Source organism: Cellulosimicrobium cellulans, from assembly GCF_007679345.1.
GTDB classification, from domain to species: domain Bacteria; phylum Actinomycetota; class Actinomycetes; order Actinomycetales; family Cellulomonadaceae; genus Cellulomonas; species Cellulomonas cellulans_A.
Genome location: NZ_VEGH01000002.1, coordinates 1 through 25,106, shown reverse-complemented (window position 1 = coordinate 25,106; position 25,106 = coordinate 1). Strand labels below are relative to the sequence as shown.

At 74.4% G+C, this 25,106-nt stretch carries 20 protein-coding genes; 15 read left to right on the top strand and 5 right to left on the bottom strand.

Going from position 1 to position 25,106, the window contains the following annotated elements:
* Positions 1–134: 134 nt before the first annotated feature.
* The 14 genes from FS882_RS02450 to mmsB all read left to right on the top strand — a co-directional run bounded on the left by FS882_RS02450 (position 135) and on the right by mmsB (position 17,618).
* Positions 135–1,409, top strand: coding sequence for an efflux RND transporter periplasmic adaptor subunit (locus FS882_RS02450; RefSeq protein WP_158370516.1), 1,275 nt, complete (start codon positions 135–137; stop codon positions 1,407–1,409).
* Entirely contained in the window at positions 1,402–2,133 is a 732-nt protein-coding gene (locus FS882_RS02445) for an ABC transporter ATP-binding protein (protein ID WP_158370513.1), read from the top strand. The genes FS882_RS02450 and FS882_RS02445 overlap by 8 nt, the downstream gene beginning before the upstream one ends.
* A complete protein-coding gene (locus FS882_RS02440) occupies positions 2,130–3,362 on the top strand; it encodes an ABC transporter permease (protein WP_158370511.1) in 1,233 nt (410 codons plus the stop codon). Before FS882_RS02445 ends, FS882_RS02440 begins: the two co-directional genes overlap by 4 nt.
* Positions 3,363–3,412: 50 nt before the next feature.
* Positions 3,413–4,297: a DUF5666 domain-containing protein gene (locus FS882_RS02435; RefSeq protein WP_158370509.1), complete on the top strand. Its 885-nt coding sequence runs from the start codon at positions 3,413–3,415 to the stop codon at positions 4,295–4,297.
* Positions 4,290–6,512: a biotin/lipoyl-binding protein gene (locus tag FS882_RS02430; RefSeq protein WP_158370506.1), complete on the top strand. Its 2,223-nt coding sequence runs from the start codon at positions 4,290–4,292 to the stop codon at positions 6,510–6,512. Before FS882_RS02435 ends, FS882_RS02430 begins: the two co-directional genes overlap by 8 nt.
* 121 nt (positions 6,513–6,633) lie before the next feature.
* Positions 6,634–6,966, top strand: coding sequence for a YnfA family protein (locus FS882_RS02425; protein ID WP_158370503.1), 333 nt, complete (start codon positions 6,634–6,636; stop codon positions 6,964–6,966).
* 62 nt (positions 6,967–7,028) lie between these two features.
* Entirely contained in the window at positions 7,029–7,946 is a 918-nt protein-coding gene (gene proC / locus FS882_RS02420; protein WP_158370501.1) for a pyrroline-5-carboxylate reductase, read from the top strand.
* Positions 7,947–7,954: 8 nt separating this feature from the next.
* The gene (locus tag FS882_RS02415) at positions 7,955–8,992 is read left to right on the top strand and encodes a LacI family DNA-binding transcriptional regulator (protein ID WP_316043610.1); all 1,038 of its coding nucleotides are present in this window, start codon (positions 7,955–7,957) and stop codon (positions 8,990–8,992) included.
* 325 nt (positions 8,993–9,317) lie between these two features.
* Entirely contained in the window at positions 9,318–10,931 is a 1,614-nt protein-coding gene (locus FS882_RS02410; protein WP_158370499.1) for a xylulokinase, read from the top strand.
* A 25-nt stretch (positions 10,932–10,956) separates the two neighbouring features.
* Positions 10,957–11,709, top strand: coding sequence for an L-ribulose-5-phosphate 4-epimerase (locus FS882_RS02405; RefSeq protein WP_158370497.1), 753 nt, complete (start codon positions 10,957–10,959; stop codon positions 11,707–11,709).
* Positions 11,706–13,214, top strand: coding sequence for an L-arabinose isomerase (araA, locus tag FS882_RS02400; RefSeq protein WP_158370494.1), 1,509 nt, complete (start codon positions 11,706–11,708; stop codon positions 13,212–13,214). The genes FS882_RS02405 and araA overlap by 4 nt, the downstream gene beginning before the upstream one ends.
* Before the next feature lie 434 nt (positions 13,215–13,648).
* Complete coding sequence (gene chvE / locus FS882_RS02395; protein WP_158370491.1) at positions 13,649–14,791, top strand: multiple monosaccharide ABC transporter substrate-binding protein; 1,143 nt, start codon at positions 13,649–13,651, stop codon at positions 14,789–14,791.
* A 110-nt stretch (positions 14,792–14,901) separates the two neighbouring features.
* A complete protein-coding gene (gene mmsA, locus FS882_RS02390) occupies positions 14,902–16,440 on the top strand; it encodes a multiple monosaccharide ABC transporter ATP-binding protein (protein WP_158370489.1) in 1,539 nt (512 codons plus the stop codon).
* Complete coding sequence (gene mmsB, locus FS882_RS02385) at positions 16,437–17,618, top strand: multiple monosaccharide ABC transporter permease (RefSeq protein ID WP_158370481.1); 1,182 nt, start codon at positions 16,437–16,439, stop codon at positions 17,616–17,618. The genes mmsA and mmsB overlap by 4 nt, the downstream gene beginning before the upstream one ends.
* Positions 17,619–17,729: 111 nt before the next feature.
* Here the strand turns inward: mmsB and FS882_RS02380 are convergent, their stop codons facing one another.
* From FS882_RS02380 to FS882_RS02360, 5 genes are all read right to left on the bottom strand, one after another.
* Positions 17,730–18,758, bottom strand: coding sequence for a magnesium and cobalt transport protein CorA (locus FS882_RS02380; RefSeq protein ID WP_222848105.1), 1,029 nt, complete (start codon positions 18,756–18,758; stop codon positions 17,730–17,732).
* A gap of 121 nt (positions 18,759–18,879) precedes the next feature.
* Complete coding sequence (locus tag FS882_RS02375) at positions 18,880–20,160, bottom strand: PP2C family protein-serine/threonine phosphatase (protein WP_262348017.1); 1,281 nt, start codon at positions 20,158–20,160, stop codon at positions 18,880–18,882.
* 115 nt (positions 20,161–20,275) lie between these two features.
* Positions 20,276–21,508: an ROK family protein gene (locus tag FS882_RS02370; protein ID WP_262348016.1), complete on the bottom strand. Its 1,233-nt coding sequence runs from the start codon at positions 21,506–21,508 to the stop codon at positions 20,276–20,278.
* The gene (locus FS882_RS02365; RefSeq protein WP_158371161.1) at positions 21,505–22,140 is read right to left on the bottom strand and encodes a potassium channel family protein; all 636 of its coding nucleotides are present in this window, start codon (positions 22,138–22,140) and stop codon (positions 21,505–21,507) included. The genes FS882_RS02370 and FS882_RS02365 overlap by 4 nt, the downstream gene beginning before the upstream one ends.
* A 124-nt stretch (positions 22,141–22,264) precedes the next feature.
* A complete protein-coding gene (locus tag FS882_RS02360) occupies positions 22,265–23,641 on the bottom strand; it encodes a TrkH family potassium uptake protein (RefSeq protein ID WP_158370478.1) in 1,377 nt (458 codons plus the stop codon).
* A 134-nt stretch (positions 23,642–23,775) separates the two neighbouring features.
* Here FS882_RS02360 and FS882_RS02355 point away from each other — a divergent pair, with 134 nt between their 5' ends.
* Positions 23,776–24,957, top strand: coding sequence for an acetoin utilization protein AcuC (locus tag FS882_RS02355; protein WP_158370474.1), 1,182 nt, complete (start codon positions 23,776–23,778; stop codon positions 24,955–24,957).
* Positions 24,958–25,106 lie beyond the last annotated feature (149 nt).

Sequence of the window (25,106 nt, the reverse complement as noted above, 5' to 3'; positions counted from 1 at the left end):
ACCGCCCGCACAGGCTGGGCACAGGTCGGTGCTACGGCCGGTCCAGGCTCCCTCCCTACGGTCCTGACCAGCCGGGACGGCCCCGCGGCACTGGTCCGCAGGCGCGACGCGTCCCCGACGGACCGAGGGAGAACATGCTGTCGCTGTGGAGGCGCACCCGACCGTGGGTGCGGGTGGTGGCCGTCGCGCTGCTGGTGGGCGTCGCCGGGAGCGGGGTGTACTGGTTCGGGTTCCGCGAGACGGCGCCGGCGCAGGCCGCCGCCCCGACGACCACCGCCGTGGCCGCGAGCCTGTCGACGATCCAGCAGTCGGTCTCGGGATCCGGCACGCTGACCCCGACCGTCCAGGAGGACGTGTCGTTCGCGGTCAGCGGCACCGTCACCTCCGTCGACGTCGCGGTCGGCGACACCGTGACCGCGGGCCAGCAGCTCGCCACCGTCGACACGCTGCAGCTGAACGCCGCGCTGCTGCAGGCGAGGGCGGACCTGGCGAGCGCGCAGGCGTCGCTGTCGAACGCCCAGGACGAGGCCGACGGCTCGGACTCCTCGGACGCGCAGGTCGCCGCGCTCTCCGCCCAGGCCGACGTCGCGCAGGCCGCCGTCGACGCCGCGGAGGCCGACATGGCCGGCGCGACGCTGACCGCGCCGGTGTCGGGGCTCCTCACCACCGTGGACCTCGAGGTCGGGGACGTGATCGCCGGCTCGGGCTTGTCGTCGGGCAGCGGGAGCACCGGCAGCACGGGGAGCACCGGCGCCGGCGGCACGACGGGCGGCAGCGGTGCGACGGGGTCGTCGTCCTCGACCACGTCGGCCAGCACCGCGCAGTTCGTCGTCGTCGGCACGGACGCGTGGCAGACCAGCGTCAGCGTGAGCGAGTCGGACGTGGCCCTGCTGTCGGTCGGGAACCAGGCGGAGCTCACGACCAGCAGCTCGACCGACACCGTCTACGGCACCGTGACCGAGATCGGGCTGCTGTCCAGCAGCTCCGGCGGCGTCGCGTCCTACCCGGTGACCGTGGCGGTCACCGGCACCCCCGAGGGGCTGCACGACGGCGAGTCGGTGGACGTCTCGATCATCTACGAGCGCCGCACCGACGTGCTGACCGTGCCGGGGTCGGCGGTGACCACCGAGGACGGCCGGTCCGTCGTCACGCAGGAGGGTGCGGACGGCGGGACGGTCACCACGGCGGTCACCGTCGGCGAGACCTCGGGCGACCTCGTCGAGATCATCGAGGGCCTCGCCGAGGGCGACGAGGTGCTGGTCACCACGTTCAGCCCCCGGGCCTCGGGCTCCGGGGACGGCTCCGGCGACACGCAGCAATGGCCCGGCGGCGGCGAGATGCCGGACTTCTCGTCGGGCGAGATGCCCGACTTCTCGCAGGGCGGCTTCCCGGGCGGCGGCAATGGCTGAGCTCGTCCTGGACCGCCCGGCAGAGGCCGACCCGGAGGGGACCGTCATCGCGCTCGCCGGCGCCCGCAAGACGTACCGCACCGGCAGCATCGAGTTCGAGGCCCTGCGGGGCGTCGACCTGGCCATCGGCGCCGGCGAGTACGTCGCGATCATGGGCCCGTCGGGCTCCGGCAAGTCGACGCTGATGAACATCGTCGGCTGCCTGGACGTCCTGACCGCCGGGGAGTACCGGCTGGCGGGGGAGGACGTCGGCGAGCTGGACGAGGTCGAGCTGGCCGACGTCCGGAACCGGCGGCTCGGGTTCGTGTTCCAGCAGTTCCACCTGCTGCCCTCGCTCACCGCGTGGCGGAACGTCGAGCTGCCCCTGGTCTACGGCCGGGTGCCGGCCGCCGAGCGCCAGGAGCGTGCGGTTGCCGCACTCGAGCGGGTCGGGCTCGGCGAGAAGCTGGACAACCGCCCGGGCGAGCTGTCCGGCGGGCAGCAGCAGCGCGTCGCCGTCGCCCGTGCCCTGGTGGGCGAGCCCGCGCTGATCCTGGCGGACGAGCCCACCGGCAACCTCGACTCCCGGTCCACCGAGGACGTGCTCGCGCTCTTCGACGAGCTGCACGCCCAGGGCCGCACCATCGTGCTCATCACCCACGAGCTCGAGGTCGCCGAGCACGCCCGGCGCATCGTGACAGTCCGGGACGGCCTCATCCAGTCCGACGAGGTGAACCCGCGATGACCTGGTCCGAGACCCTGCGCACCGGCTGGGCCGCGGTGCGGGGGCACACGCTGCGCTCGATGCTGACCGTGCTCGGCATCCTCATCGGCATCGCCGCGGTGATCCTCACCGTCGGGCTGGGCCTGGGCACGCAGCAGGACGTCAGCCGGCAGATCAGCGCGCTGGGGTCGAACCTGCTGATCGTCACGCCCGGGTCGTCGACCGACTCCGACGGCGTGCGGGGCGGGTTCGGCACCGGCGCGACGCTGACCCGGTCCGACGCCGACGCCCTGGCCTCCGAGGTGAACGCGCCCGACGTCGGCGCCGTCGCCCCGGAGAAGGAGTCGTCGCTGTCCGTCGAGGCGAACGACACGAACTGGACGACGACGGTCGTCGGCACGACCGAGGACTGGCTCGACGTGCGGTCCCGCGCGGTCACCTCCGGCGAGTTCCTCACGGCGGACGACGACGCGGAGGGCGCGACCGTGGCCGTCATCGGCGCGACCACCGCCACCGAGCTGTTCGGCACCACGAACGTCGTCGGCCAGCAGCTCACGATCGCGGGCACCGCGTTCACGATCGTCGGGGTCCTCGGCACCGCGGGCTCCAGCACGGACGCCGACCTGGACGACCTGGTCGTGATCCCGCTGACCACCGCCTCCGACACGGTGTCGGGCGGCTTCGACCGGAACTCGCTCACCACGATCTACGTGCAGGCCGCCTCGGCGGACCAGCTCGCGGCGGCGTACCAGGAGGCGAACCAGCTCCTGCTCAACCTGCACGACATCACCGACGCGGACGGCGCGGACTTCAGCATCGACAGCCAGGACTCCCTGGTCAGCACCGCCACCTCCGTCTACCGGACGTTGACGGTCCTGCTCACCGGCATCGCGGCGCTGTCGCTGCTGGTCGGCGGCATCGGGGTCATGAACATCATGCTGGTCTCCGTCACCGAGCGGACCCGCGAGATCGGCCTGCGCAAGGCGCTCGGCGCACCGCCGTGGGCCATCCGGCGGCAGTTCCTGGTCGAGGCCGGCGTGCTCGGCCTGGCCGGCGGCCTGCTCGGCGCGGCGCTCGGCGTCGTCGCCGCCAAGGCCCTGCCGGACCTGCTCGACACGTCGATCGTCATCTCGGGCGCCGCCGTCGGCGGCTCGGTCGCGGTCGCGATGGCCATCGGCCTCGTGTTCGGGGTCTACCCCGCCACCCGGGCCGCGAAGCTCGCGCCCATCGACGCCCTGCGGTCGGAGTGAGGCCCGTGCGACCCGCGGCCCCCTTCGGTACCACCACCACGAGGAGAGACATGTCCCGCACCCGTACCGGTCTGCTGGCCGCCCCCGCCGCCGTGGCGGTCCTGGTCCTGCTCGCGGCCTGCTCGAGCGGCACCGACGCCGGGTCCACCGGCACCGCGGCCGCCGGCGACGCCGCGCAGACCCAGGCGCCGTCCGGTCGGGGCGGCGAGGGGATGCCCGGCGGCGGAGGCACCTCGGGTGAGATCGCCGCCGTCACCGACGCCCTCCTGCAGGTGCAGGGCGACGACGGCCAGACGGCCGTCGCGTGGGACGCCACCACGACGATCAGCCAGACGGTCACCGGCGCGCTGTCCGACGTCACCGTCGGGTCGTGCGTGGTCGCGTTCACCTCGGGCGACGAGGGCGCGGCGGCGACGTCGGTCGCGATCACCGCGGCGACCGACGACGGCTGCACGGGCGGCTTCGGCGGCGGCTCGGCCGGCGGGTTCCCGTCGGCCGGCGACATGCCCAGCGGGATGCCGACCGACCTGCCCGAGGGCGCCGAGATGCCCGACGGCGCGCCGACGGACGTCCCCGGCGGCGGCTCCGGTGGCGGGTTCGGCGGCGCGACCGCCGGGCTGGTCACCGCGGTCGACGGCAGCACGATCACCGTCGAGCCGGCGGGGGCGCCCGGCGCCGACGACGCGACGACGGCCGCGACCATCACCGTCGACGACGCGACCACGTTCACCAGCACGGTCGCGGCCGACGCCTCGGCCATCGCGGTGGGGCGGTGCGTCACGGCGCAAGGTGAGGCGGACAGCAGCGGCCAGGTCGCGGCGACCAGCCTCACGCTGTCCGACGCGACCGACGGCGGCTGCTCGACCGGGTTCGGCGGCCGCGGCGGCTTCCCGGGCGCGTCCGGCTCGACCGGGGGCGAGGGCGACGATGCGTGACAGCCTGAGGCGGCGCGCGGGCCGCCGGCGGGCGGACGCGGCCCCCGCGACGCCCCTGACCCCGAAGGCCCTGACCCGGCGCGCGACGCGCCGCCGGCGGCTCGTGCTCGGCGGGGTCGCCGCAGCGGCCGCGCTCAGCCTGGTCGGCGGCGGCGTGGCGATCGCCGTCACCAGCGCGAAGGGCAGCGGCTACCGGACCGCCACCGCTGAGCTCGGCACCATCGAGCAGACCATCGACGCGACCGGCACCGTCGCCTCGGCCAGCCGGTACGACCGGGCGTTCTCCGTCGCGGGCACCGTCGGCGCGGTCGACGTGGCCGTCGGCGACACCGTCACGGCGGGTCAGGTGCTCGCCACGCTCGACACCGTCTCGCTGGAGGACGCCGTCGAGCAGGCCGAGCAGGCGGTGGCCGACGCGCAGCAGCAGCTGGAGGACGACCTCGACTCCCAGACCTCGGGCAGCAGCTCGAGCAGCAGCGCGTCCAGCACCGGCTCGTCCGCCTCGGGCGGGTCGGGGTCGTCGACGACCGGGGCGACGGGGTCCGGGTCGTCCGGGACGGCCTCGACAGGCTCGGCCCCGGACGCCGCGGCGACCGACGGGGACGCGCAGACCGGCGGGTCGACGGGAGACGGCTCGACCGGCGGCGGCGAGTCGGCGGCGGACCCCGCCGTGACGCGGGCGATCGCCGCGGTGACGGCCGCGCAGCAGGCGCTGCTCGCGCAGTACCGGACCGCGCAGGCGGCGCTGGCGGAGGCGTCCGCCGCGACGGCGGCCGCGCAGGAGGCGTGCCAGGCGGTGCTCGACGGCGACGGCGACGGGTCCGGCGACGGCGACGGCGACGGGTCCGGCGACGGCGCGGGTGACGGCGCCGGCGACGGATCGACGGAGGGGCCGACCACGGAGCCGACCACGGAGCCGAGCGAGGAGCCGACCACGGAGCCGAGCGAGGAGCCGACGCAGGACGCGCCGACCGAGGACGCCACCGCGGCCGGAGCCGCGGCGACGGCGGGCGCGGTGATCACCGGCGCCGCGTTCACCACCAGCACGACCACCGACGACCTCACGTCGTGCCAGGACGCGATCACCGCCGTGCTCGCGGCGCAGACGACCGTGGACGAGGTGCAGACCAGCCTCATGACCCTCGTGACCGGCCTCGACACCGCGGTGACGGCGGCGCAGGACGCGCTGGCCTCGGCCGCCTCGGGCTCGGTCGACGGCACCGGCGCGGCGCCGTCGACCGGCGGCACGACGGGCGGCACGACCGGCACCGACGGCTCGGCGACCGCCGACCAGGGCGCCGCGCTACCGAGCGGGTCGTCGTCCGGCACGGGCCTGTCGTCCTCGGACGACGCGTCCGCCACCACGGGCTCGGCGCCCTCCGGCATCTCCGGATCGGGCGCGTCCGGTGCCGTGGGCGGCTCGACCGTCGCCACCGCCGCCGACCTGCTCGCCGACCAGGCCGCGATCGACCTGGCCGAGGCCGAGCTCGCGATCGCGCGGAGCAGGCTGGACCTGGTCGACCTCACCAGCCCCATCGCGGGCACGGTCGCGGCGGTGTCGATCGCCGCGGGCGACGAGGTCGAGGCGTCCTCGACGTCGGCGGTCATCACCGTCATCGGCGACGACGGGTACACCGTGTCCACCACGGTGCCGCTCAGCCAGGTCGACCTGGTCGAGGTCGGCCAGGAGGCCGCCCTCTCGGTGCGCACCAGCGACGAGGACCTGACCGGCACGGTCACCGGCATCGGCGTCCTCGACGCGTCCACGACGTCGTCCGACCCGACCTACACCGTGGACATCGCGGTCGACCCGGCGGACGTGGCCCTCTACAACGGCTCGTCGGCGCAGGTGTCCATCGCGGTCGCCGCGTCCGAGCAGACGCTCACGGTGCCGTCGTCGGCGGTGCACCTGGACGGCTCGACCGCCACGGTGCAGGTGCTGGCCGGCGGGACGGTCGAGTCGGTCGAGGTGGAGCGCGGGGCCGTCGGAGCCGAGCTCACCGAGATCGTGTCCGGCCTGTCCGAAGGCGACCAGGTGGTGCTGGCGGACCTGAGTCAGTCGCTGGTCTCGGACGACTCGGAGTCCAGCGGCGGGCTCTCCGGCCTGGGCGGCAGCACCGACGACTCGTCGTCGGGCCAGGGCCAGATGTCCTTCCCCGGCGGTGGCGGATTCGGCGGCGGCCAGCTCCCGGCCGGTGGCCCGCCCGGGAGCTGATCCCGGGCCCTCGACGCGCCCGGCCGGTCCTGCGTACCCCCTGCGCGGCACCGGCCGGGCGCCCTTCTGCCACCCTGGACCCGCCGGCGCCCGCCCGTGGCCCGGCGGGGGAGGGACCCGCATGCCGCTGCGCTCGGTGCTGCTGTTCGCGCTCGCCGCGCTGCTGGAGATCGGCGGGGCCTGGCTGGTCTGGCAGGGCGTGCGCGAGCACCGCGGCTGGGTGTGGATCGGCGCGGGCGTGATCGCGCTCGGGCTGTACGGCTTCGTGGCGACCCTGCAGCCGGATGCGAGCTTCGGGCGGATCCTCGCGGCGTACGGCGGGGTGTCCGTCGCCGGCTCGCTGCTCTGGGGCGTGGTCGCCGACGGCTTCCGCCCCGACCGGTGGGACGTGCTCGGGGCGTTGCTGTGCCTCGCCGGGGTCGCGGTCATCATGTACGCGCCGCGGCCGGCCTGACCGCCACCGGGGCTAGGCTCGCCGCCAGCCCCACCCGCACGACGACCACCGGAGGACACCCGATGACGCAGACCACGGCACGACCGCACGCGGCGGTCCTCGGCGGGGGCGTCATGGGCGAGGCCCTGGTCACGGCCCTGCTCGCCGCCGGCTGGACGGCCGACGACGTCGACGTCACCGAGCGCAGCGCCGCCCGCGCGATGGAGCTGTCCGGCCGGTACGGCGTCCGCGCCGCCGACCCGAACGCCAAGGCGGTCAAGGGCGCCGGCCTGGTGCTGATCGCGGTCAAGCCGCAAGTCGTGCCGGAGGTGCTGGCGGAGATCGCCCCGACGCTCCGGCCCGGGACGCTCGTCGTCTCGGTCGCCGCCGGCATCCCGGTCGCCGTCTACGAGGCCGCCCTGCCCGCGGGCACCCCGGTGGTCCGGGTCATGCCGAACACCCCGGCGCTGGTCGGCAAGGGCGCCAGCGCGATCGCACCGGGGACGCACGCCACCGACGAGCACCTCGACCTCGCCGAGCGGGCGCTCGCCGCGACGGGGCTGGTCGTGCGCGTGGCGGAGAAGGACCTCGACGCGGTCACGGCCATCTCCGGCTCGGGCCCGGCGTACGCGTTCTACCTGATCGACGCGATGGCCGAGGCCGGCGTCCTGCTCGGCCTCACCCGGGACCTGGCGACGCGGCTCGCCGTCGCGACCGTCGAGGGCTCGGCCGCCCTGGCGGCGCAGACGGGCGACCACCCGGTCGTGCTGCGCGAGCGGGTGTCCTCGCCGGGCGGGACGACCGTGGCCGGCGTCGCCGCGCTCGACGCGCACGGGGTCCGGGCCGGCGTGGTCGCGGCGGCCCGCGCGGCGCACGACCGCTCGCGGGAGCTCGGCGCGGCGGCGGCTCCGGCGCCCGCCGGCCGGTCCGACGCCCCGGCATCCGCCGAGGCGTCCGCCCCGGCCGCCGCCGAGGCGGACGCCCCGCGCGGGGACCGGTAGGTCGCGCCGTGACCGGCACGCCGGGTGCCCCGGCACGGCGCCCGCCCGCGATGAGCGACGTCGCCGCGCTCGCCGGGGTGTCGCACCAGACCGTGTCGCGGGTGCTCAACGACCACCCGAGCGTCCGCCCGGAGACCCGGGAGCGGGTGCTCGCCGCGATCGCGGAGCTCGGCTACCGCCGCAACAGCGCGGCACGGGCCCTGGTCACCCGGCGGTCGGGAGCGCTCGGGGTCGTCACCACGTCGTCGGTGCACCACGGTCCCACCAGCACGCTCATCGGCCTGGAGAGCGCCGCGCGCGAGGTCGGCTACTACGTGAGCGTCGCCGCCATCGACCGGTTCGACGCCGGCACGATGCGCGGCGCGCTGGACCACTTCCTGGACCAGGCCGTCGAGGGCATCGCGATCATCGCCCCGCAGGTCGACGTGGCGGAGGCGGTCGCGGCGTTCCAGGTGCCGGTCCCCGTCGTCTCCGTGACGTCGGGCGAGCCGGTCCCCGGTCCCGCGCACGTCGTGGCGGTGGGCGTCGACCAGCGCGAGGGCGCCCGCGCGGCGACCCGGCACCTCGTGGACCTCGGGCACCGCGAGGTCGTGCACCTGGCCGGGCCGCAGGACTGGTTCGACGCGCAGGAACGGCTCGCCGGCTGGCGCGAGGCGTGCGCCGCGGCCGGGGTGCCGTCGCCGGAGCCGGTCGAGGTCGACTGGTCCGCCGAGTCCGGCTACCGCGAGGGCCTGCGGCTGGCGGACGCCGGCGTGCCGACCGCGGTGTTCGCCGCCAACGACCAGCTCGCCCTCGGCCTGCTGCGCGCGTTCTGGGAGCGCGGGCTGCGGGTGCCGCAGGACGTGTCGGTGGTCGGCTTCGACGACGAGGCCGGCGCGGCGTACTTCGTGCCGCCGCTGACGACGGTGCGGCAGGACTTCCCGGCCCTGGGCCGCAGCGCGATCCGGGCCCTGGTGGGCGCCCTGGCGGGTGACCCGCCGCCGCGCACCCTCCTGCCCGCCACCCTGGTCCCCCGCGCGAGCACCGCCGCCCCGCCCGCGCGCTGACCCCGCGCCGCGCGCCGCGCGCCGCGCCCGCGGCGCGCCCGCGCCACGCGCCCCGCCCGCGCCACGCGCTCCGCCCACGCCCCGCCCACGCGTCACGCGTGCGCCGAGTCTCCACTTCTCGCCTGTGCAGGCCCCGTGTCGCACAGGCGCGAAGTGGAGACTCGGCGGGGAGGGGGTCGCAGCGGCGGCGGCGGGCGCGAGCAGGGCGGTTGGAAGCGCGGCGTGTGAGCGCTAACATCGGGGGCAGGACGCGGCGGACCGCCGCGTGCGGGAACATCGCAGGCGAGCGGGCAGTGCTGCCCGAACGGCGAGGACGGAGCACGCAATGGCGCAGGACCACGACGACGCACGCCGCGACGAGGTCGCCGCCGCGATCACGGACGGCCGGACCTCGCTCGGCATCGAGCTCGGCTCCACCCGGATCAAGGCCTGCCTGATCGGCCCGGACCACGCGCCGGTCGCCACGGGCAGCCACGAGTGGGAGAACCAGTACGTCGACGGGGTGTGGACCTACTCCCTCGACGCCGTCTGGGCGGGCCTGCAGGAGTCGATCGCCACGCTCGTCGCCGACGTCGAGCAGCGGTACGGCGTCCGCCCGACGACGTTCGGCGCGCTCGGCGTCTCGGCGATGATGCACGGCTACCTGCCGTTCGACGCCGACGGCGAGCTGCTGGTGCCGTTCCGCACCTGGCGCAACACCTCGACCGGCCGCGCGGCCGCGGAGCTCACCGACAAGCTCGGCTTCAACATCCCGCTGCGCTGGTCGATCGCCCACCTCTACCAGGCGATCCTCGACCACGAGGCGCACGTCCCCCGGATCGACTTCGCCACGACGCTCGCGGGCTACGTGCACTGGAAGCTCACCGGCCGCAAGGTCCTCGGGGTCGGCGACGCGTCCGGCATGTTCCCGATCGACCCGACGACCCGCGACTACGACGCCACGATGCTGGCCCAGGTCGACGAGATCGTCGCGACCCGCCGCCCCGGCCTGCACCTGCGGGACCTGCTGCCCGAGGTGCTGCCCGCGGGCGCCGACGCCGGCCGGCTGACCGCGGAGGGCGCCGCCCTGCTCGACCCGAGCGGCTCGCTGCAGGCCGGCATCCCGCTGTGCCCGCCCGAGGGCGACGCCGGCACCGGCATGGTCGCGACCAACTCGGTGGCCCCGCGCACGGGCAACGTCAGCGCCGGCACGTCGATCTTCGCGATGGTCGTGCTGGAGAAGCCGCTGGAGCGGGTGCACCACGAGCTCGACGTGGTGACCACCCCGGCCGGTGACCTGGTCGCGATGGTGCACTGCAACAACGGGGCGTCCGAGCTCAACGCCTGGGCGGGGCTGTTCGGCGAGTTCGCCACCGCGCTCGGCGCGCCGGCCGCGGCCGACGACGTGTTCGGTGCGCTGTTCCGCGCCGCGCTCGAGGGCGACGCCGACGGCGGCGGCCTGCTGGCCTACAACTACCTGTCCGGCGAGCCGATCACGGGGCTCGACGCGGGCCGCCCGCTGGTGGTGCGCACCCCCGACAGCCGGCTGACGCTCGCGAACTTCATGCGGACGCAGCTGTACTCGGCGTTCGGCACGCTGAGCCTCGGCATGCACGTGCTGCGGGGCGAGGGCGTGGCGATCGACGCGATGCTCGCGCACGGCGGCATGTTCCGGACGGCCGGCGTGGCGCAGCGTCTGCTGTCGGCCGCGATCGACGCGCCGGTCGCCGTCGGGGAGACCGCGGCCGAGGGCGGCGCGTGGGGCATCGCGGTGCTGGCCGCGTACCTCGACGCGGCGGCGGAGCAGGACCTGCCGACCTACCTGTCCGAGCGCGTGTTCGCCGGCGCCGACGTCGACACCGTCACCCCCGACGCGGGCGACGTCGCCGGCTACGAGCAGTTCCTGGACCGCTACCGCGCCGGCCTGGCCGTCGAGCGCGCGGCGACCGAGGCCCTCTGACCACCCACCACTGGAGGAGAACCCCATGACCCGGACCCTCGCCGACTACCCGGCCGAGGTGCAGGAGGCGGTCGCGCGCACCCGCGAGGTCGTCGCGACCCTGCACGCCGAGCTGCCCCGCTGGGAGCTGATCGTCTGGACGGCGGGCAACGTGTCCCAGCGCGTCCAGGTGGACCCGGCCGGCCCGTCGGCCGCCGACCTGCTCGTCATCAAGCCGTCCGGCGTGACGTACGACGAGCTCACCCCCGAGTCGATGGTCGTCTGCGACCTCGACGGGAACCTGGTCGACGGCACCCGCAGCCCGTCGTCGGACACGGCGGCGCACGCCTACGTGTACACGCACATGCCCGAGGTCGGTGGCGTCGTGCACACGCACTCGACGTACGCGACGGCCTGGGCCGCCCGCGCCGAGCCCGTGCCGTGCGTGCTGACGATGATGGCCGACGAGTTCGGCGGCCCGATCCCGATCGGCCCGTTCGCCCTCATCGGCGACGACTCGATCGGTCGCGGCATCGTCGAGACGCTGCGCGGGTCCCGCAGCCCCGCGGTGCTGATGCAGAACCACGGCCCGTTCACGATCGGAAAGGACGCCAAGGCGGCGGTCAAGGCCGCCGTGATGGTCGAGGAGGTCGCGCGCACCGTGCACATCTCCCGGCAGCTCGGCGACCCGCTGCCGATCCCGCAGGACAAGGTCGACTCGCTGTACGCGCGGTACCAGAACGTCTACGGCCAGGGCAGCACCGAGGCTGCCGCCAACACGAAGGAGCAGGACGCATGACCAAGCCCTACGCCGACCGCGAGGTCTGGTTCTTCACCGGCAGCCAGGACCTCTACGGCGAGGACACCCTGCGCCAGGTCGCCGAGCAGTCCCAGGAGGTGGCCCGCACCCTCGACGAGGCCGCCGACGTGCCGGTCCGCATCGTGTGGAAGCCGGTGCTCAAGGACTCCGTGTCGATCCGCCGGGCGATGCTCGACGCGAACTCCGACGACCGCGTCCTGGGCGTCATCACCTGGATGCACACGTTCAGCCCGGCCAAGATGTGGATCGCCGGCCTGGACCAGCTCCGCAAGCCGCTGCTGCACCTGCACACGCAGGCGAACGTCGAGCTGCCGTGGGACAGCATCGACATGGACTTCATGAACCTGAACCAGGCCGCGCACGGCGACCGCGAGTACGCGTACATCGCGTCCCGCCTGGGCGTCGCCCGCACGACGGTCGTCGGCCACGCGTCGAACCCGGCCGTGGCGAAGCGGGTCGGCACCTGGGCGCGCGCCGCCGCGGGCTGGGCCGCGACCCACGAGCTCAAGCTGGTCCGGTTCGGCGACAACATGCGCAACGTCGCGGTCACCGAGGGCGACAAGACCGAGGCCGAGCTGCGGTTCGGCGTCTCGGTGAACACCTGGGGCGTCAACGAGCTCGTCGCCGCCGTGGACGCCGTGGCGGACGCCGACGTCGACGCGCTGGTCGCGGAGTACGAGGAGCTCTACGACGTCGTGCCGGAGCTGCGCCGGGACGGCGACCGCCACGAGTCGCTGCGGTACGCAGCCCGCCAGGAGATCGCGCTCGAGACCTTCCTGACCGAGGTGGGCGCCAAGGCGTTCACGACGAACTTCGAGGACCTCGGCGCGCTGCGCCAGCTCCCGGGCCTCGCGGTGCAGCGCCTGATGTCGAAGGGCTACGGCTTCGGCGCCGAGGGCGACTGGAAGACCGCCGTCCTGGTGCGCGCGGCCAAGGTGATGGGCGAGGGCCTGCCCGGCGGCGCCTCGCTCATGGAGGACTACACCTACGACCTGACCCCGGGCGCCGAGAAGATCCTCGGCGCGCACATGCTCGAGGTCTGCCCCTCCCTGACCACGTCGAAGCCGAAGGTGGAGATCCACCCGCTCGGCATCGGCGGCAAGGAGGACCCGGTCCGCATGGTGTTCGACGCGGACCCGGGCGAGGCCGTGGTGGTGTCGCTGGCCGACATGCGCGACCGGTTCCGGATGACCGCGAACGTGGTCGACGTCGTGCCGCCGACGCAGGAGCTGCCGAACCTGCCGGTCGCCCGCGCGGTCTGGGAGCCCCGTCCCGACTTCGCCACGTCGGCCGAGGCCTGGCTGACCGCCGGCGGCGCGCACCACACGGTGATGTCGACCGCGGCAGGCGTCGAGGCGTTCGAGATCTACGCCGACATCGCCGGCACCGAGCTGCTGGTGATCGACCAGGACACCACCCGGCGCGGCTTCCGCGACCAGGTGCGCTGGAACCAGGTGTACTACCGGATCGCCCAGGGCTTCTGAGCCCCGGGCGCGCCGGCGCACCGCGCCGCGCCCGTCCCGACGGCCCGTCCCCGCTGCTGCGGGGGCGGGCCGTCGTCGTGTGAGCGCTCACCTGCCGTTCGCCCGTTCGGCGCGTTGAGTTCGCGAACCGAACCCAAGCAGGTGCGCCGGCCGGGTGATCCTGCTGTGACCGGACGGGCCGGCGAGGTGGCGAAAAATGGCGCTGACCTGCGGCGACGCGCCACTGCTGGCCGGTCTCGTCGACCGTTATCCATCTGCAACCTGGGCCCCGTTCCTTTGGCTTGACTTCTTGAAGTCAAGCCCGCGAGAGTGTGCACGTGCTCGCCGGTGGCGGGGAGGTCAACCCCGGCACGCGGCGCAGGGCAGGACGGGCGACGGTGCGAATCCGCGCCCATGACGACGAGGTCAGCAACCCTCTCGAGGAGGAGAAGGACATGAAGAGCATCCGGTTCGTCGCGCTCGGCGGCGTTCTCGCGCTCGGCCTGGCGGCGTGCTCCGGCGGCGGCGCCGGCAGCACCACGGGCGACGAGACCAACGCGGACCCCAGCGACCTCACGATCGGCGTCGCGATGCCGACCGAGACCTCCGAGCGGTGGATCGCCGACGGCGACGCCGTGAAGAGCCAGCTCGAGGAGGCCGGCTACACGGTCGACCTGCAGTACGCGGCGGACGACATCCCGACGCAGGCGCAGCAGATCGACCAGATGATCACGAAGGGCGCCGACCTCCTGATCGTCGCCTCGATCGACGGCACCGCGCTGGCCAACCAGCTGCAGGCCGCCGCCGACCAGGGCATCCCGGTCATCGCGTACGACCGCCTGATCCGCGACACCGAGAACGTCGACTTCTACGTCACGTTCGACAACTACAACGTCGGCGTCCAGCAGGCCACCTCGCTGCTCGTCGGCCTGGGCATCCTCAACGCGGACGGCTCCGAGGCCGGCGCCGCCGGCCCGTTCAACATCGAGCTGTTCGCCGGCTCGCTGGACGACAACAACGCGCACTTCTTCTTCCAGGGCGCGATGGACACGCTGCAGCCGTACATCGACAACGGCACGCTGGTCGTGAAGTCGGGCCAGACCGAGATCGAGCAGGTCGCGACCCTGCGCTGGCTGCAGGAGACCGCCCAGAAGCGCATGGAGGACCTGCTGACCTCCACGTACTCGGACGGCTCGAAGGTCGACGGCGTGCTCTCGCCCTACGACGGCATCTCCCGCGGCATCATCACCGCGCTGCAGAACGCCGGCTACGGCGACAGCATCGAGGCCGGCCTGCCGATCGTGACCGGCCAGGACGCCGAGATCGCCTCCGTGAAGCTCATCAAGGACGGCGTGCAGTTCTCGACGATCTTCAAGGACACCCGCAAGCTCGCGGAGCAGGCCGTCGTCTCGGCGCAGGCCTTCCTCGACGGCGACGAGCCCGAGGCGAACAACACCGAGGACTACGACAACGGCGTGAAGGTCGTCCCGTCGTACCTGCTGGAGTCGGACATCGTCTACGCCGACAACATCCAGTCGCTCCTCATCGACTCGGGCTACTGGACCGAGGAGGAGGTCGCGGCGGGTCAGGCCTCCTGACCTCCCGACCCACCGCGTGACCGACGCGGGCCGGCCGGCACCACGCGTGCCGGCCGGCCCCGCGGCGACGTGTTCCATCGCCCGACACGACTGAGGACGGTCGAGGCCGCATGAGCGACCACATCCTGGAAATGCACTCCATCACCAAGACCTTTCCCGGGGTCAAGGCGCTGCAGGACGTCAACCTGAACGTCAAGCGCGGGGAGATCCACGCGATCTGCGGGGAGAACGGGGCCGGCAAGTCCACCCTCATGAAGGTGCTGTCGGGCGTGTACCCGCACGGCACCTACGACGGGGAGATCCGCTTCGACGGGGAGACGGTCGAGTTCGCCTCGATCAACGACTCCGAGGACAAGGGGATCGTGATCATCCACCAGGAGCTCGCTCTGGTGCCGTACCTCTCGGTCGCGGAGAACATCTTCCTCGGGAACGAGCGGGCGCGCCACGGCCTCGTCGACTGGAACCAGGCGAACTCCGAGGCGGCCGTGCTGCTCGCCCGGGTCGGCCTCGACGAGAACCCGACCACCCCGATCGGCCAGCTCGGCGTCGGCAAGCAGCAGCTCGTGGAGATCGCCAAGGCGCTGTCCAAGAAGGTGAAGCTGCTCATCCTCGACGAGCCCACCGCGGCGCTCAACGACTCGGACTCCGAGCACCTGCTCAACCTGCTGCGGCACCTGCAGGGCCAGGGCATCACGTCGATCATGATCTCGCACAAGCTCAACGAGATCGCCGAGATCGCGAACTCCACGACGATCATCCGGGACGGCAAGACGATCGAGACCCTCGACATGGTCGAGGACAAGGTCACCCAGGACCGGATCATCAAGGGCATGGTCGGCCGCGACCTCGAGCACCGGTACCCCGAGCACGTCTCGCACATCGGCGAGGAGGTGTTCCGGGTCGTGGACTGGCACGTCGAGCACCCCACGCAGCCGGGCCGCGTGGTCGTCGACGGGGCGTCCTTCAACGTCCGCGCCGGCGAGATCGTCGGCATCGCGGGCCTGATGGGCGCGGGCCGCACCGAGCTCGCGATGAGCGTCTTCGGCCGGTCCTACGGCCGCAACGTCACGGGCAAGGTCTTCCTGCACGGCAAGGAGATCAAGACCCGCTCGGTCAGCGAGGCGATCGGCCACGGGCTCGCGTACGCGACCGAGGACCGCAAGACCTACGGCCTCAACCTGATCGAGGACATCCGCCGGAACATCTCGGCCGCGGCCCTCTCGAAGCTGTCGAAGGCCGGCTGGGTCAACGGCAACGAGGAGATCAAGGTCGCCGAGGAGTACCGGCGGTCCATGAACATCAAGTCGCCGACCGTCATGGCGCTGACCGGCAAGCTGTCGGGCGGCAACCAGCAGAAGGTCGTGCTGTCCAAGTGGATCTACACGGACCCCGAGGTCCTGATCCTGGACGAGCCGACCCGCGGCATCGACGTCGGTGCCAAGTACGAGATCTACACGATCATCAACAAGCTCGCGGACGCGGGGAAGGCCGTCGTGGTCATCTCCTCCGAGCTGCCCGAGCTCCTGGGCATCTGCGACCGCATCTACACCCTCGCGTTCGGCCGGATCACCGGCGTGCAGGAGCGCGCGGTCGCCACCCCGGAGAGCCTCATGGAGCTCATGACGAAGGAAAAGGAAACGGTTCGATGACGGCTGTGGAAGGCCTGCGGGACATCTTCACGAAGAACCTGCGGACGAGTGGCATCTACATCGCGTTCGTCGCGATCATCGTGCTCTTCGCGATCCTCACGGACGGCGTGCTGCTCGCACCGGGCAACATCACCAACATCGTCCTGCAGTACTCGTACATCCTGATCCTGGCCATCGGCATGGTGATCGTCATCATCGGCGGCCACATCGACCTGTCGGTGGGCTCCGTGGTCGCGCTCACCGGCGCGGTGTCCGCGATCCTGGTGATCAAGAACGGCCAGCCGTGGTGGGTCGGCATCCTCGCCGCCCTCGTGGTGGGCCTGCTCGTCGGCGCGTGGCAGGGCTTCTGGGTCGCGTACGTCGGGATCCCGGCGTTCATCGTGACCCTGGCCGGCATGCTGCTGTTCCGCGGCCTCACCTACGAGGTGCTGAACAACATCTCGCTGTCGCCGTTCCCGGCGGACTACCAGCGCGTCGCGGGCGGCTTCCTCAACGGCCTGCTCGGCGGCAACGGCTACGACGCCTTCACGCTGATCATCGCCGCGATCGCGATCGTCGGCTACGCGTACTCCGCCTGGCGGTCCCGCATGGGCCGCGTCCGCTACCAGCAGTCGGTCGAGGCGCTGCCGCTGTTCATCCTGAAGATCGTCGCGATCGCGGTCGTCGTCATGGCGTTCGCCTGGCAGCTGGCGCACTCGCGCGGCCTGCCGATCGTGCTGATCATCCTCGCGGTGCTGATCCTGGCCTACAACACGGTCACCACCCGCACGGTGTTCGGCCGCCACGTCTACGCGATCGGCGGCAACCTCAACGCCGCCCAGCTGTCCGGCGTGAAGGTCAAGCAGGTCAACTTCTGGATCTTCGTCAACATGGGCTTCCTGGCCGGTGTCGCGGGTGCGATCTACTCGTCCCGCTCCAACGGCGCCCAGCCCGGCGCGGGCAACATGTTCGAGCTCGACGCCATCGCCGCCTGCTTCATCGGTGGCGCGTCGACGACCGGTGGTGTCGGCCGCGTGACCGGCGCCATGGTCGGTGGTCTGATCATGGCCGTCATGTCCAACGGCATGCAGCTGATGGGCGTGCCGCAGTCGACGCAGCAGATCGTCAAGGGCCTCGTGCTCCTGCTGGCCGTGGCGTTCGACATCTACAACAAGCGCCGCGCGGGCGCCGCCCGCTGACCTCGGGCGCAGCGCACGGCCGGTGAGGGCCGGGACGCGGGGGGAGACCCCGGGTCCCGGCCCTCGTCGCGTCCGGGGTCCCGAGCGGGGGACACCGGTCCACCCGGTGGGTCAGAGCCAGCCGTTGCGGCGGAACGCGCGGTGCAGCGCGACGCACGCGCCCGCGATGACCGCGAGCACCACGAAGTAGCCGTACCGCGTGCCGAGCTCCGGCATGTGCTCGAAGTTCATCCCGTAGATCCCGGCGACCGCCGTCGGGACCAGCGCGATCGCCGCCCACGCCGAGATCTTCCGCATGTCCTCGTTCTGCCGCAGCGCCACCCGGCTCTGGCCGGTGGTGACCCGCGCGGTGTTCGCCTGCAGCACGTCGGTGAGCTGCCGGTCGATGACCTCGATCTGGTCCACGGCCCGCAGCAGGTGGTCGTGCACGTCCCGGAAGTACGGCGCGGCCGCGGCGGGCACGTGCGGGACCTCGCCCGCCGCCAGCCGCTCCAGCGGCCGCTGCAGGGGCAGCATCGCCCGGCGGAACTCCGCGACCTCCTGCTTGAGCTTGTAGATCCGCTCGGAGTGGTCGTCGTCGCCGGGGCCGAACACCTGCAGCTCGATCTCGTCGACGTCCAGGTCGATGTGGCCGAGCGCGACCTCGTACGCGTCCACCACGCGGTCGGCGGTCCGGTAGAGCACGCCGGCGGGACCGAAGTCCTCGTCCGCGGGCACGCCGGCGTCGAGCTCGGCGCGCACCTGGCGCAGCACCCCGCCCTCGCCGTGCCGGACCGAGACCACCGCCTGCGGCCGGAGGAACATCGCGATCTCGGTGACCTCGACGACCTCCACGTGGTCGACGTACCGGACCGGCTTGAGCACGGCGAACACGACGTCGTCGTAGATCTCGAGCTTGGGGCGCTGGTGGGCGTGCACGGCGTCCTCGACGGCCAGCGGCGGCAGCGCGAACTCCTCGGCGACCTCGGCGATGTCGGTGTCCGTGGGCTCACGCAGGCCGACCCAGACGTAGCCGTCGGTGGCGTCGGCGGCGTGCGCGGCCTTCCGCAGCGGGACCCGCCCGGGCACCCGCTCGCCCCCGGTGTAGAGGCCGCAGTCGCCGATCGCGGCGTCGGCCCCGGTGCGCTGCACGTCCGTCACGCCCTCACGATAGGTCCGCGGGGCGCGGTCGTCCCGCGCGCGCCCGTCCGCAGGCGCGAATGGACCCGTTCGTGCGGACACGCCCCGGCGTGCCGGTGCCGATGGATCCGATCGGCCCGGCTCAGGCCGCGCGGCGCAGCGCGACGACCGTGACGTCGTCCGGCCGGCCCTCGCTCACCGCCGCGAGCCGCAGCACGCGCTGCACGGCCTCCTCGGCGCTCGGGCAGTCGAGCAGCTCGCCCACCAGCAGCGGCACGCAGCGCAGCGACCCGTCGAACAGGTCGAGCACCCCGTCGCTGAACGTCAGGAGCAGGTCCGCGGGCCCGAGGTGCGTCTCGCCCAGCGCGCGGGTGGGCTCGTCGGTGACGCCGAGCGGCAGGCCGAGCGCGTCCAGCCGCTCCCACGTGCCGTCGGCGCGCACCACGAGCGTCAGGCCGTGCCCCGCGTCGGCGTAGGTGACCCGGCCGGTCGCCGCCTCCAGGCGGGCGTGGAACGCGGTCGCGAACAGCCCGGCGCCCGACAGGTCGGCGTGCAGCACGGCGCCCGCCTGGAGCATCGCGCGGTCGACCGCCTCGCCCTGGGCGGACCCGCGCAGCACGGCCCGCACCGCGGCGGCCAGGATCGCGGCGGCGGGGCCCTTGCCCATGACGTCGGCGAGGCTGATCACCACCCCGTCGTCGGCGGGGTACCAGTCGTAGAAGTCGCCGCCGACCTGGTTGCTCGGCAGGCAGGCGCCGGCCAGCTCGTAGCCGTCGACGCGCGGGGACTCGCGGGGGAGCAGGCCCATCTGCACCTGCTGGGCGCGTTCCAGCTCCGCGTCGACGCTCAGCTCCTTGGCCACCCAGTGCGCGAGGTCGCGGAGCAGTGCGGACTGGTCGGCGGTGAACCGGCGCGGCCGGGTGTCGGCGATGCACAGCGTGCCGAGCCGGCGGCCGTCGCCGCCGACCATCGGGTGCTCCGCGTAGAACCGCAGCCGGGCGCCGGGTCCCCGGTCCTCGAGGACGGCACCGCCGTCGGCGCCCGTCGCGGGCACGGCGGTCCCGCCCAGCTCGGCGGGCACGACCATCGGGGCGGGGGCGGGCTCGCCGGCGCCGACCAGCGACACGGACGCCGTGGGCACGTCGAAGAGCTGGCGGGCGAGGCGCACGACGCGCTCGAACCGCGGCTCGGGCGCGCCGCGCACGGCGCCCACCTGCTCCAGCGCGGCCAGGCGCTGCGCGAGGCTCCGGGCAGCGGGGGCCGACGACGCGTCGAGGGGCGCGACGACGACCGTGGGGCCCGGGCCGCCGTCCGGGCCGGGCAGGCCGGCGGGCGGCCCGGCGAGGGGGGCCTCGACGGCGGAGCCGTCGCCCGCGGGCTCGCGGGGGGTCGGCACCGAGGGGGTGGTCGTGCGGGTCGGCACCGGTCACCTCCTACGGGTCTGCGCGACGCTCCTGTCCTGCCGGATACATCGGCATCCCCCGGCCCGGGATGAGCCCCGGGGGACGTGCTGCCGCACACGTGCACGGACGTGCGGCTCAGCCGCCGACGCCCCCGAGCACCGCGTCCCGGGCCAGCAGCAGCGCGCCGCGCGCCGGCGCACCGACGCCCAGCCGCCCGGCGACCACCTCCACGACCGCACCCGCGGTCACCGCGGTGCGCTCGGCGAGCACCTCGCGCAGCGGGTCCAGCAGCACGTCCCCGGCCCCGGCGAGCGACCCGCCGACCACCAGCACGTCCGGGTCCAGCACGGTGCACACCGAGGCGAGCGCCGTGCCGAGGTGCCGCCCGACGTCGGACAGCACCCGTCGGCACCCCGGGTCCCCGGCCGCCGCCTGCGCGAGCAGCTCCGCGACGGTCAGCCGCCCGTGGCTCGCGGCGAGCAGGTCCAGCACCGCGGACGCGCCCGCGAGCACCTGCAGGCAGCCGCGGTTGCCGCACGAGCACACCGGACCGTCCGGGTCGATCGTCAGGTGGCCGAGCTCGCCCGCGGTGCCCGTCCGCCCGTGCACCACCTCGCCGCCGACCACGACCCCGCCGGACACGCCCTCGCCCAGCGCGACGTGCACGACGGACCACCGCCCCCGGCCGGCGCCCAGCCGCGCCTCGGCGAGCGCGCCCAGGTTGCCGTCGTTGTCGAACAGCACCGGCACCCCGGGCGCCGGTGCGAGCAGCGCGGGCGCCGCGACCATGCCGCCCCAGCCCGCGCGCACCCCCGCCCCCGCGACGCGCCCGGTCCGCACCTCGACCGGCGCGGGGACGCCGACGCCGACCGCGGCGACCGACGCGGGGTCGGTGCCGGTGTCCCGCAGCACCCGGTCCAGCAGCGCCCGGGCCGCGAGCACGGCGTGCTCGGCCGGCTGCTGCCCGGGACCGGTCGCCGCGCGCAGCGGCACGGCCGCCTCGACCGGCGCGCCGTCGCCGAGGTCGAGCACGACCCGGACCTCGTCGAGGTAGCAGTGCACCCCGACGAGCGCGCCCGCCGGCGCGAGCCGCACCTGCGTGGCCCGTCGCCCGGACCGGGTCGTCGGGGACACCCGCACGAGGCCCTCGGCCGCCAGCGCGGCGACGGCGGCGGAGACGGTCGCCGGCGCCAGGCCGGTCGCGCGGCACAGCTCGACCTGGGTCCGGCCGTCCTCCCGGCGCAGCGCGGCGAGCAGCAGGCCGCGGCTGTCCCGCGGCGCGGGCGCGGTGTCGGCCCCGGCGTCGCGGCCGGCGGGCGCCGGCTCGGGGCGCGCGGCGGGTCCGCGCCACCCCGGCGCCGGGATCACGGCCGCGCCGCGAACCGCTCGAGCAGCTCCGCGTGGCCCGAGACGATCAGCAGGTCGTTCGCCGCGATCCGGGTCTCGGGGGTCGCGTACACGAAGTCGATCCCGGGGCTCTTCACGCCGATGACGGTGACCCCGTACCGCTCGCGGATCTTCGACTGCCCGATCGTGAAGCCCTGCGTCTCGCGCGGCGGCTTCATCTTGACGATGGTGAACCCGTCCTCGACCTCGATGTAGTCGAGCATCTTCCCGGACACCAGGTGCGCGACCCGGGACCCCGCGTCGGCCTCGGGCAGCACCACGTGGTGCGCGCCGATGCGCTGCAGGATGCGGGCGTGCTCGGTGCTGATCGCCTTGGCCCAGATCTGCGGCGTGCCCATGTCGACGAGGTTGCCGGTGATGAGCACCGACGCCTCCAGGTACGACCCGACGCCGACGACGGCCACGGAGAACTCGCGCGCGCCGACCTGCTCGAGCGCCTCGGGGTTGGCGGCGTCCGCCTCGACCAGCGGGATGCGGCCGGTCCACTGCGCCACCAGGTCGGGGTCCCGCTCGACGGCCAGCACGTCCTGGCCGAGCCGGTCGAGGGTCGCGGCGATCGCGGAGCCGAACCGGCCGAGGCCGATGACGAGGATGCCGGCCTCGCGCTTGGGGCCCTTCGCGCGCGCGCCCTCGGGGGCGCCGCGGTCTCCCCGGCGCCCGCCGGGCCTCCCCTCGCCCGCGAGCGGGCCCAGGCCGGTCGCGCCGGTGCGGGTCAGGTCATCCAATGATCGGCCTCTCCTCGGGGAACCGGACGACCCGACGACGGCTCCGCAGCGCGAGGGCCGCGGCGAGCGTCATCGTGCCGGTCCGGCCGATGAACATGAGCACGGCGAGCACGTACTTGCCGGCGTCGGGCAGGTCGGCGGTGATCCCGGTGGACAGCCCGCAGGTGGCGAACGCCGAGATCACCTCGAACAGGATCACGTCCAGGGTCAGCCCGGTGATCGCGAGCAGCAACAGGCAGGCCGTGAGGACGATCGTCGCGCTGACGAGCGACACCGCGATGGCGACCTGGAGGGCCTCGCGCGGGATGCGCCGCCCGTAGGCCTCCACGTCCCGGTCGCCGCGCGCCTCCGCGACGATGGCCAGCAGCATCACCGCGAGCGTCGTCACCTTGATGCCGCCGGCGGTCGACGCGGAGCCGCCGCCGACGAACATCAGCGCGTCGTTCAGCAGCCAGGTGCCCTCGTGCATGTCGGCGACGTTCACCGTGGAGAACCCGCCGGAGCGCGGCATCACCCCCGCGAACAGCGCGGCGAGCAGGGTCTCGTTCCAGCCGATGCCGCCGAGCGTCCTCGGGTTGGTCCACTCGAACGCCGCGACGACGACCGCGCCGAACGCGACGAGCGCGACGCTGGTGGTCACGGTGAGCTTGGAGTGCAGGTTCCAGCGGCGGGGGCGGCGCCAGGTGCGCGCGATGTTGAGGATCACCGGGAAGCCGAGCGAGCCGATGAACACGCCGACGATGATCGGCAGCAGCACCCACCAGTCCGCGGCGTACGGCGCGAGGCCCTCGGTCGTCGGGATGAAGCCCGCGTTGTTGAAGGCCGACACCGCGTAGAACACCCCGTGCCAGACCGCCTCGCCCCAGGCGTCGCCGAGCATCCGGAGCCGCGGGATCAGCACGAGCGCGATCGCCACCTCGAGCACCACCGACGTGACGATGACGGTCCGCACCAGCGAGCCGACCTCGCCCAGCCGGGTGGTCTTGGTCTCCGAGGTGACGAGCAGCTTCTGGGTGAGGCCGATCCGCCGGGACACCGCGAGGCCGAGGATCGAGGCCAGGGTCATCACGCCGAGGCCGCCGATCTGGATGCCGACCAGGATCGTGACCTGGCCCGCGGTCGACCAGTACGTGCCGGTGTCCACGGTGACCAGCCCGGTGACGCACACGGCGGACGTCGCGGTGAAGAACGCGTCGACGAACGGCGCGCGCTCGCCCGACGCCGTCGCCCAGGGCATGGACAGCAGCGCCGTGAAGAGCGCGATCACCGACGCGAACACGCCCAGCGCGAGCCGGGCGGGGGACTGGCGGGCCAGCCGGTCGACGAGCTCGCGCCCCGACCAGAGCACCCCGGGGAGGCCCCGTGCCATCCACCCTCCTGCCGTGCACCGCGCCCGCGCGCGGGGCAGGTCGCCGCCGCGTGCGCCCGTGCGTGCGAGCGCGCGGGGAGCACCACTGTGGCACGCCCGGGTGGGTGCGGCTGGTCAGCGGCTACGGTGTGGTCATGACGGCCCGGGTGCGCGTGGTGTGGACACCCGAGCTCCTCGACTACGACTTCGGCCCGGGGCACCCGATGGCGCCCCTGCGGCTCGACCTCACGGTGCGGCTCGCGCGGGCGCTCGGGCTGCTGGACCGGGCGGGCGTCGAGGTGGTCGGCGCCGAACCGGCGACCGACGCGCAGCTCGAGACCGTCCACGAGCCGGAGTACGTGGCGGCCGTGCGGCGCGCGTCCGGCGGTGGTGCCGGCGACCCCGCCCGCGGCATCGGCACCGAGGACGACCCGGTCTTCCCGCACATGCACGAGGCGGCGGCGCGGATCGTCTCCGGCAGCCGCGAGGCCGCGCTCGCCGTGTGGGAGGGGCGCGTGGACCACGCGGTCAACCTGTTCGGCGGGATGCACCACGCGATGCCCGGGGCGGCGGCCGGGTTCTGCGTCTACAACGACGCGGCGGTGGCCATCCGCGCGCTGCTCGCCGCGGGCGCGGAGCGGGTCGCCTACGTCGACGTCGACGCGCACCACGGCGACGGCGTGCAGCGGGCGTTCTGGGACGACCCCCGGGTGCTCACCGTGTCCGTGCACGAGAGCGGCGCGACGCTGTTCCCCGGCACCGGGTTCCCGGACGAGAACGGCGGCCGCGGGGCGCCCGGCAGCGCGGTCAACCTCGCGCTGCCGTCCCACACCGGCGACGCGGGGTGGCTCCGCGCGATCGACGCCGTCGTCCCGCCGGTGCTCCGGGCGTTCGCCCCCCAGGTGCTCGTCACCCAGCACGGCTGCGACACCCACGTCGAGGACCCGATCGCCGACCTGGACGTGTCCGTCGACGCGCAGCGGCTGGTGTCGACGTGGCTGCACGACCTCGCGCACGAGGTGGCCGGTGGGCGGTGGCTGGCCCTCGGCGGCGGCGGGTACGCGGTCGTGGACGTCGTGCCCCGGGCGTGGACGCACCTGCTCGGGGTCGCCGCGCACGCCCCGGTCGACCCGGCGACGCGGATGCCGCAGGCGTGGCTGGACCAGGTCGTCGCGCTGTACGGCCGGGAGGCGCCGGGCTCCATGTCCGACGGCGCGGCCCTGGCGTGGCGGTCGTGGGCGGGCGGCTTCGACCCGGCGGACGACGTCGACCGCGCCGTCCGCGCCACCCGCGGGGTGGCGTTCCCGCCCCTGGGCCTCGACCCCCTGCACGACTGACCCCGCGGGCGCGCGGGCCCCGCCGCCCCGCCCCGCCGCCCCGCCCCGCCCCGCGGGCCCCGGCCCCGCCCCACGCGCCCCCGCCCCGCCCCGCTCCGCGGGCCCCCGCCCCCCCCCCCCCCCCCCCCCCCCCCCGGCGGGGCGCCCCC

Excerpts from the sequence above, each read along its gene's own strand:
- chvE (WP_158370491.1), top strand. The coding sequence starts at position 13,649 with ATGAAGAGCATCCGGTTCGTCGCGCTCGGCGGCGTTCTCGCGCTCGGC.
- FS882_RS02445 (WP_158370513.1), top strand. The coding sequence starts at position 1,402 with ATGGCTGAGCTCGTCCTGGACCGCCCGGCAGAGGCCGACCCGGAGGGG.
- FS882_RS02430 (WP_158370506.1), top strand. The coding sequence starts at position 4,290 with ATGCGTGACAGCCTGAGGCGGCGCGCGGGCCGCCGGCGGGCGGACGCG.
- FS882_RS02440 (WP_158370511.1), top strand. The coding sequence starts at position 2,130 with ATGACCTGGTCCGAGACCCTGCGCACCGGCTGGGCCGCGGTGCGGGGG.
- mmsA (WP_158370489.1), top strand. The coding sequence starts at position 14,902 with ATGAGCGACCACATCCTGGAAATGCACTCCATCACCAAGACCTTTCCC.
- FS882_RS02435 (WP_158370509.1), top strand. The coding sequence starts at position 3,413 with ATGTCCCGCACCCGTACCGGTCTGCTGGCCGCCCCCGCCGCCGTGGCG.
- FS882_RS02450 (WP_158370516.1), top strand. The coding sequence starts at position 135 with ATGCTGTCGCTGTGGAGGCGCACCCGACCGTGGGTGCGGGTGGTGGCC.
- mmsB (WP_158370481.1), top strand. The coding sequence starts at position 16,437 with ATGACGGCTGTGGAAGGCCTGCGGGACATCTTCACGAAGAACCTGCGG.
- proC (WP_158370501.1), top strand. The coding sequence starts at position 7,029 with ATGACGCAGACCACGGCACGACCGCACGCGGCGGTCCTCGGCGGGGGC.
- araA (WP_158370494.1), top strand. The coding sequence starts at position 11,706 with ATGACCAAGCCCTACGCCGACCGCGAGGTCTGGTTCTTCACCGGCAGC.
- FS882_RS02425 (WP_158370503.1), top strand. The coding sequence starts at position 6,634 with ATGCCGCTGCGCTCGGTGCTGCTGTTCGCGCTCGCCGCGCTGCTGGAG.
- FS882_RS02410 (WP_158370499.1), top strand. The coding sequence starts at position 9,318 with ATGGCGCAGGACCACGACGACGCACGCCGCGACGAGGTCGCCGCCGCG.
- FS882_RS02360 (WP_158370478.1), bottom strand. The coding sequence starts at position 23,641 with ATGGCACGGGGCCTCCCCGGGGTGCTCTGGTCGGGGCGCGAGCTCGTC.
- FS882_RS02405 (WP_158370497.1), top strand. The coding sequence starts at position 10,957 with ATGACCCGGACCCTCGCCGACTACCCGGCCGAGGTGCAGGAGGCGGTC.
- FS882_RS02355 (WP_158370474.1), top strand. The coding sequence starts at position 23,776 with ATGACGGCCCGGGTGCGCGTGGTGTGGACACCCGAGCTCCTCGACTAC.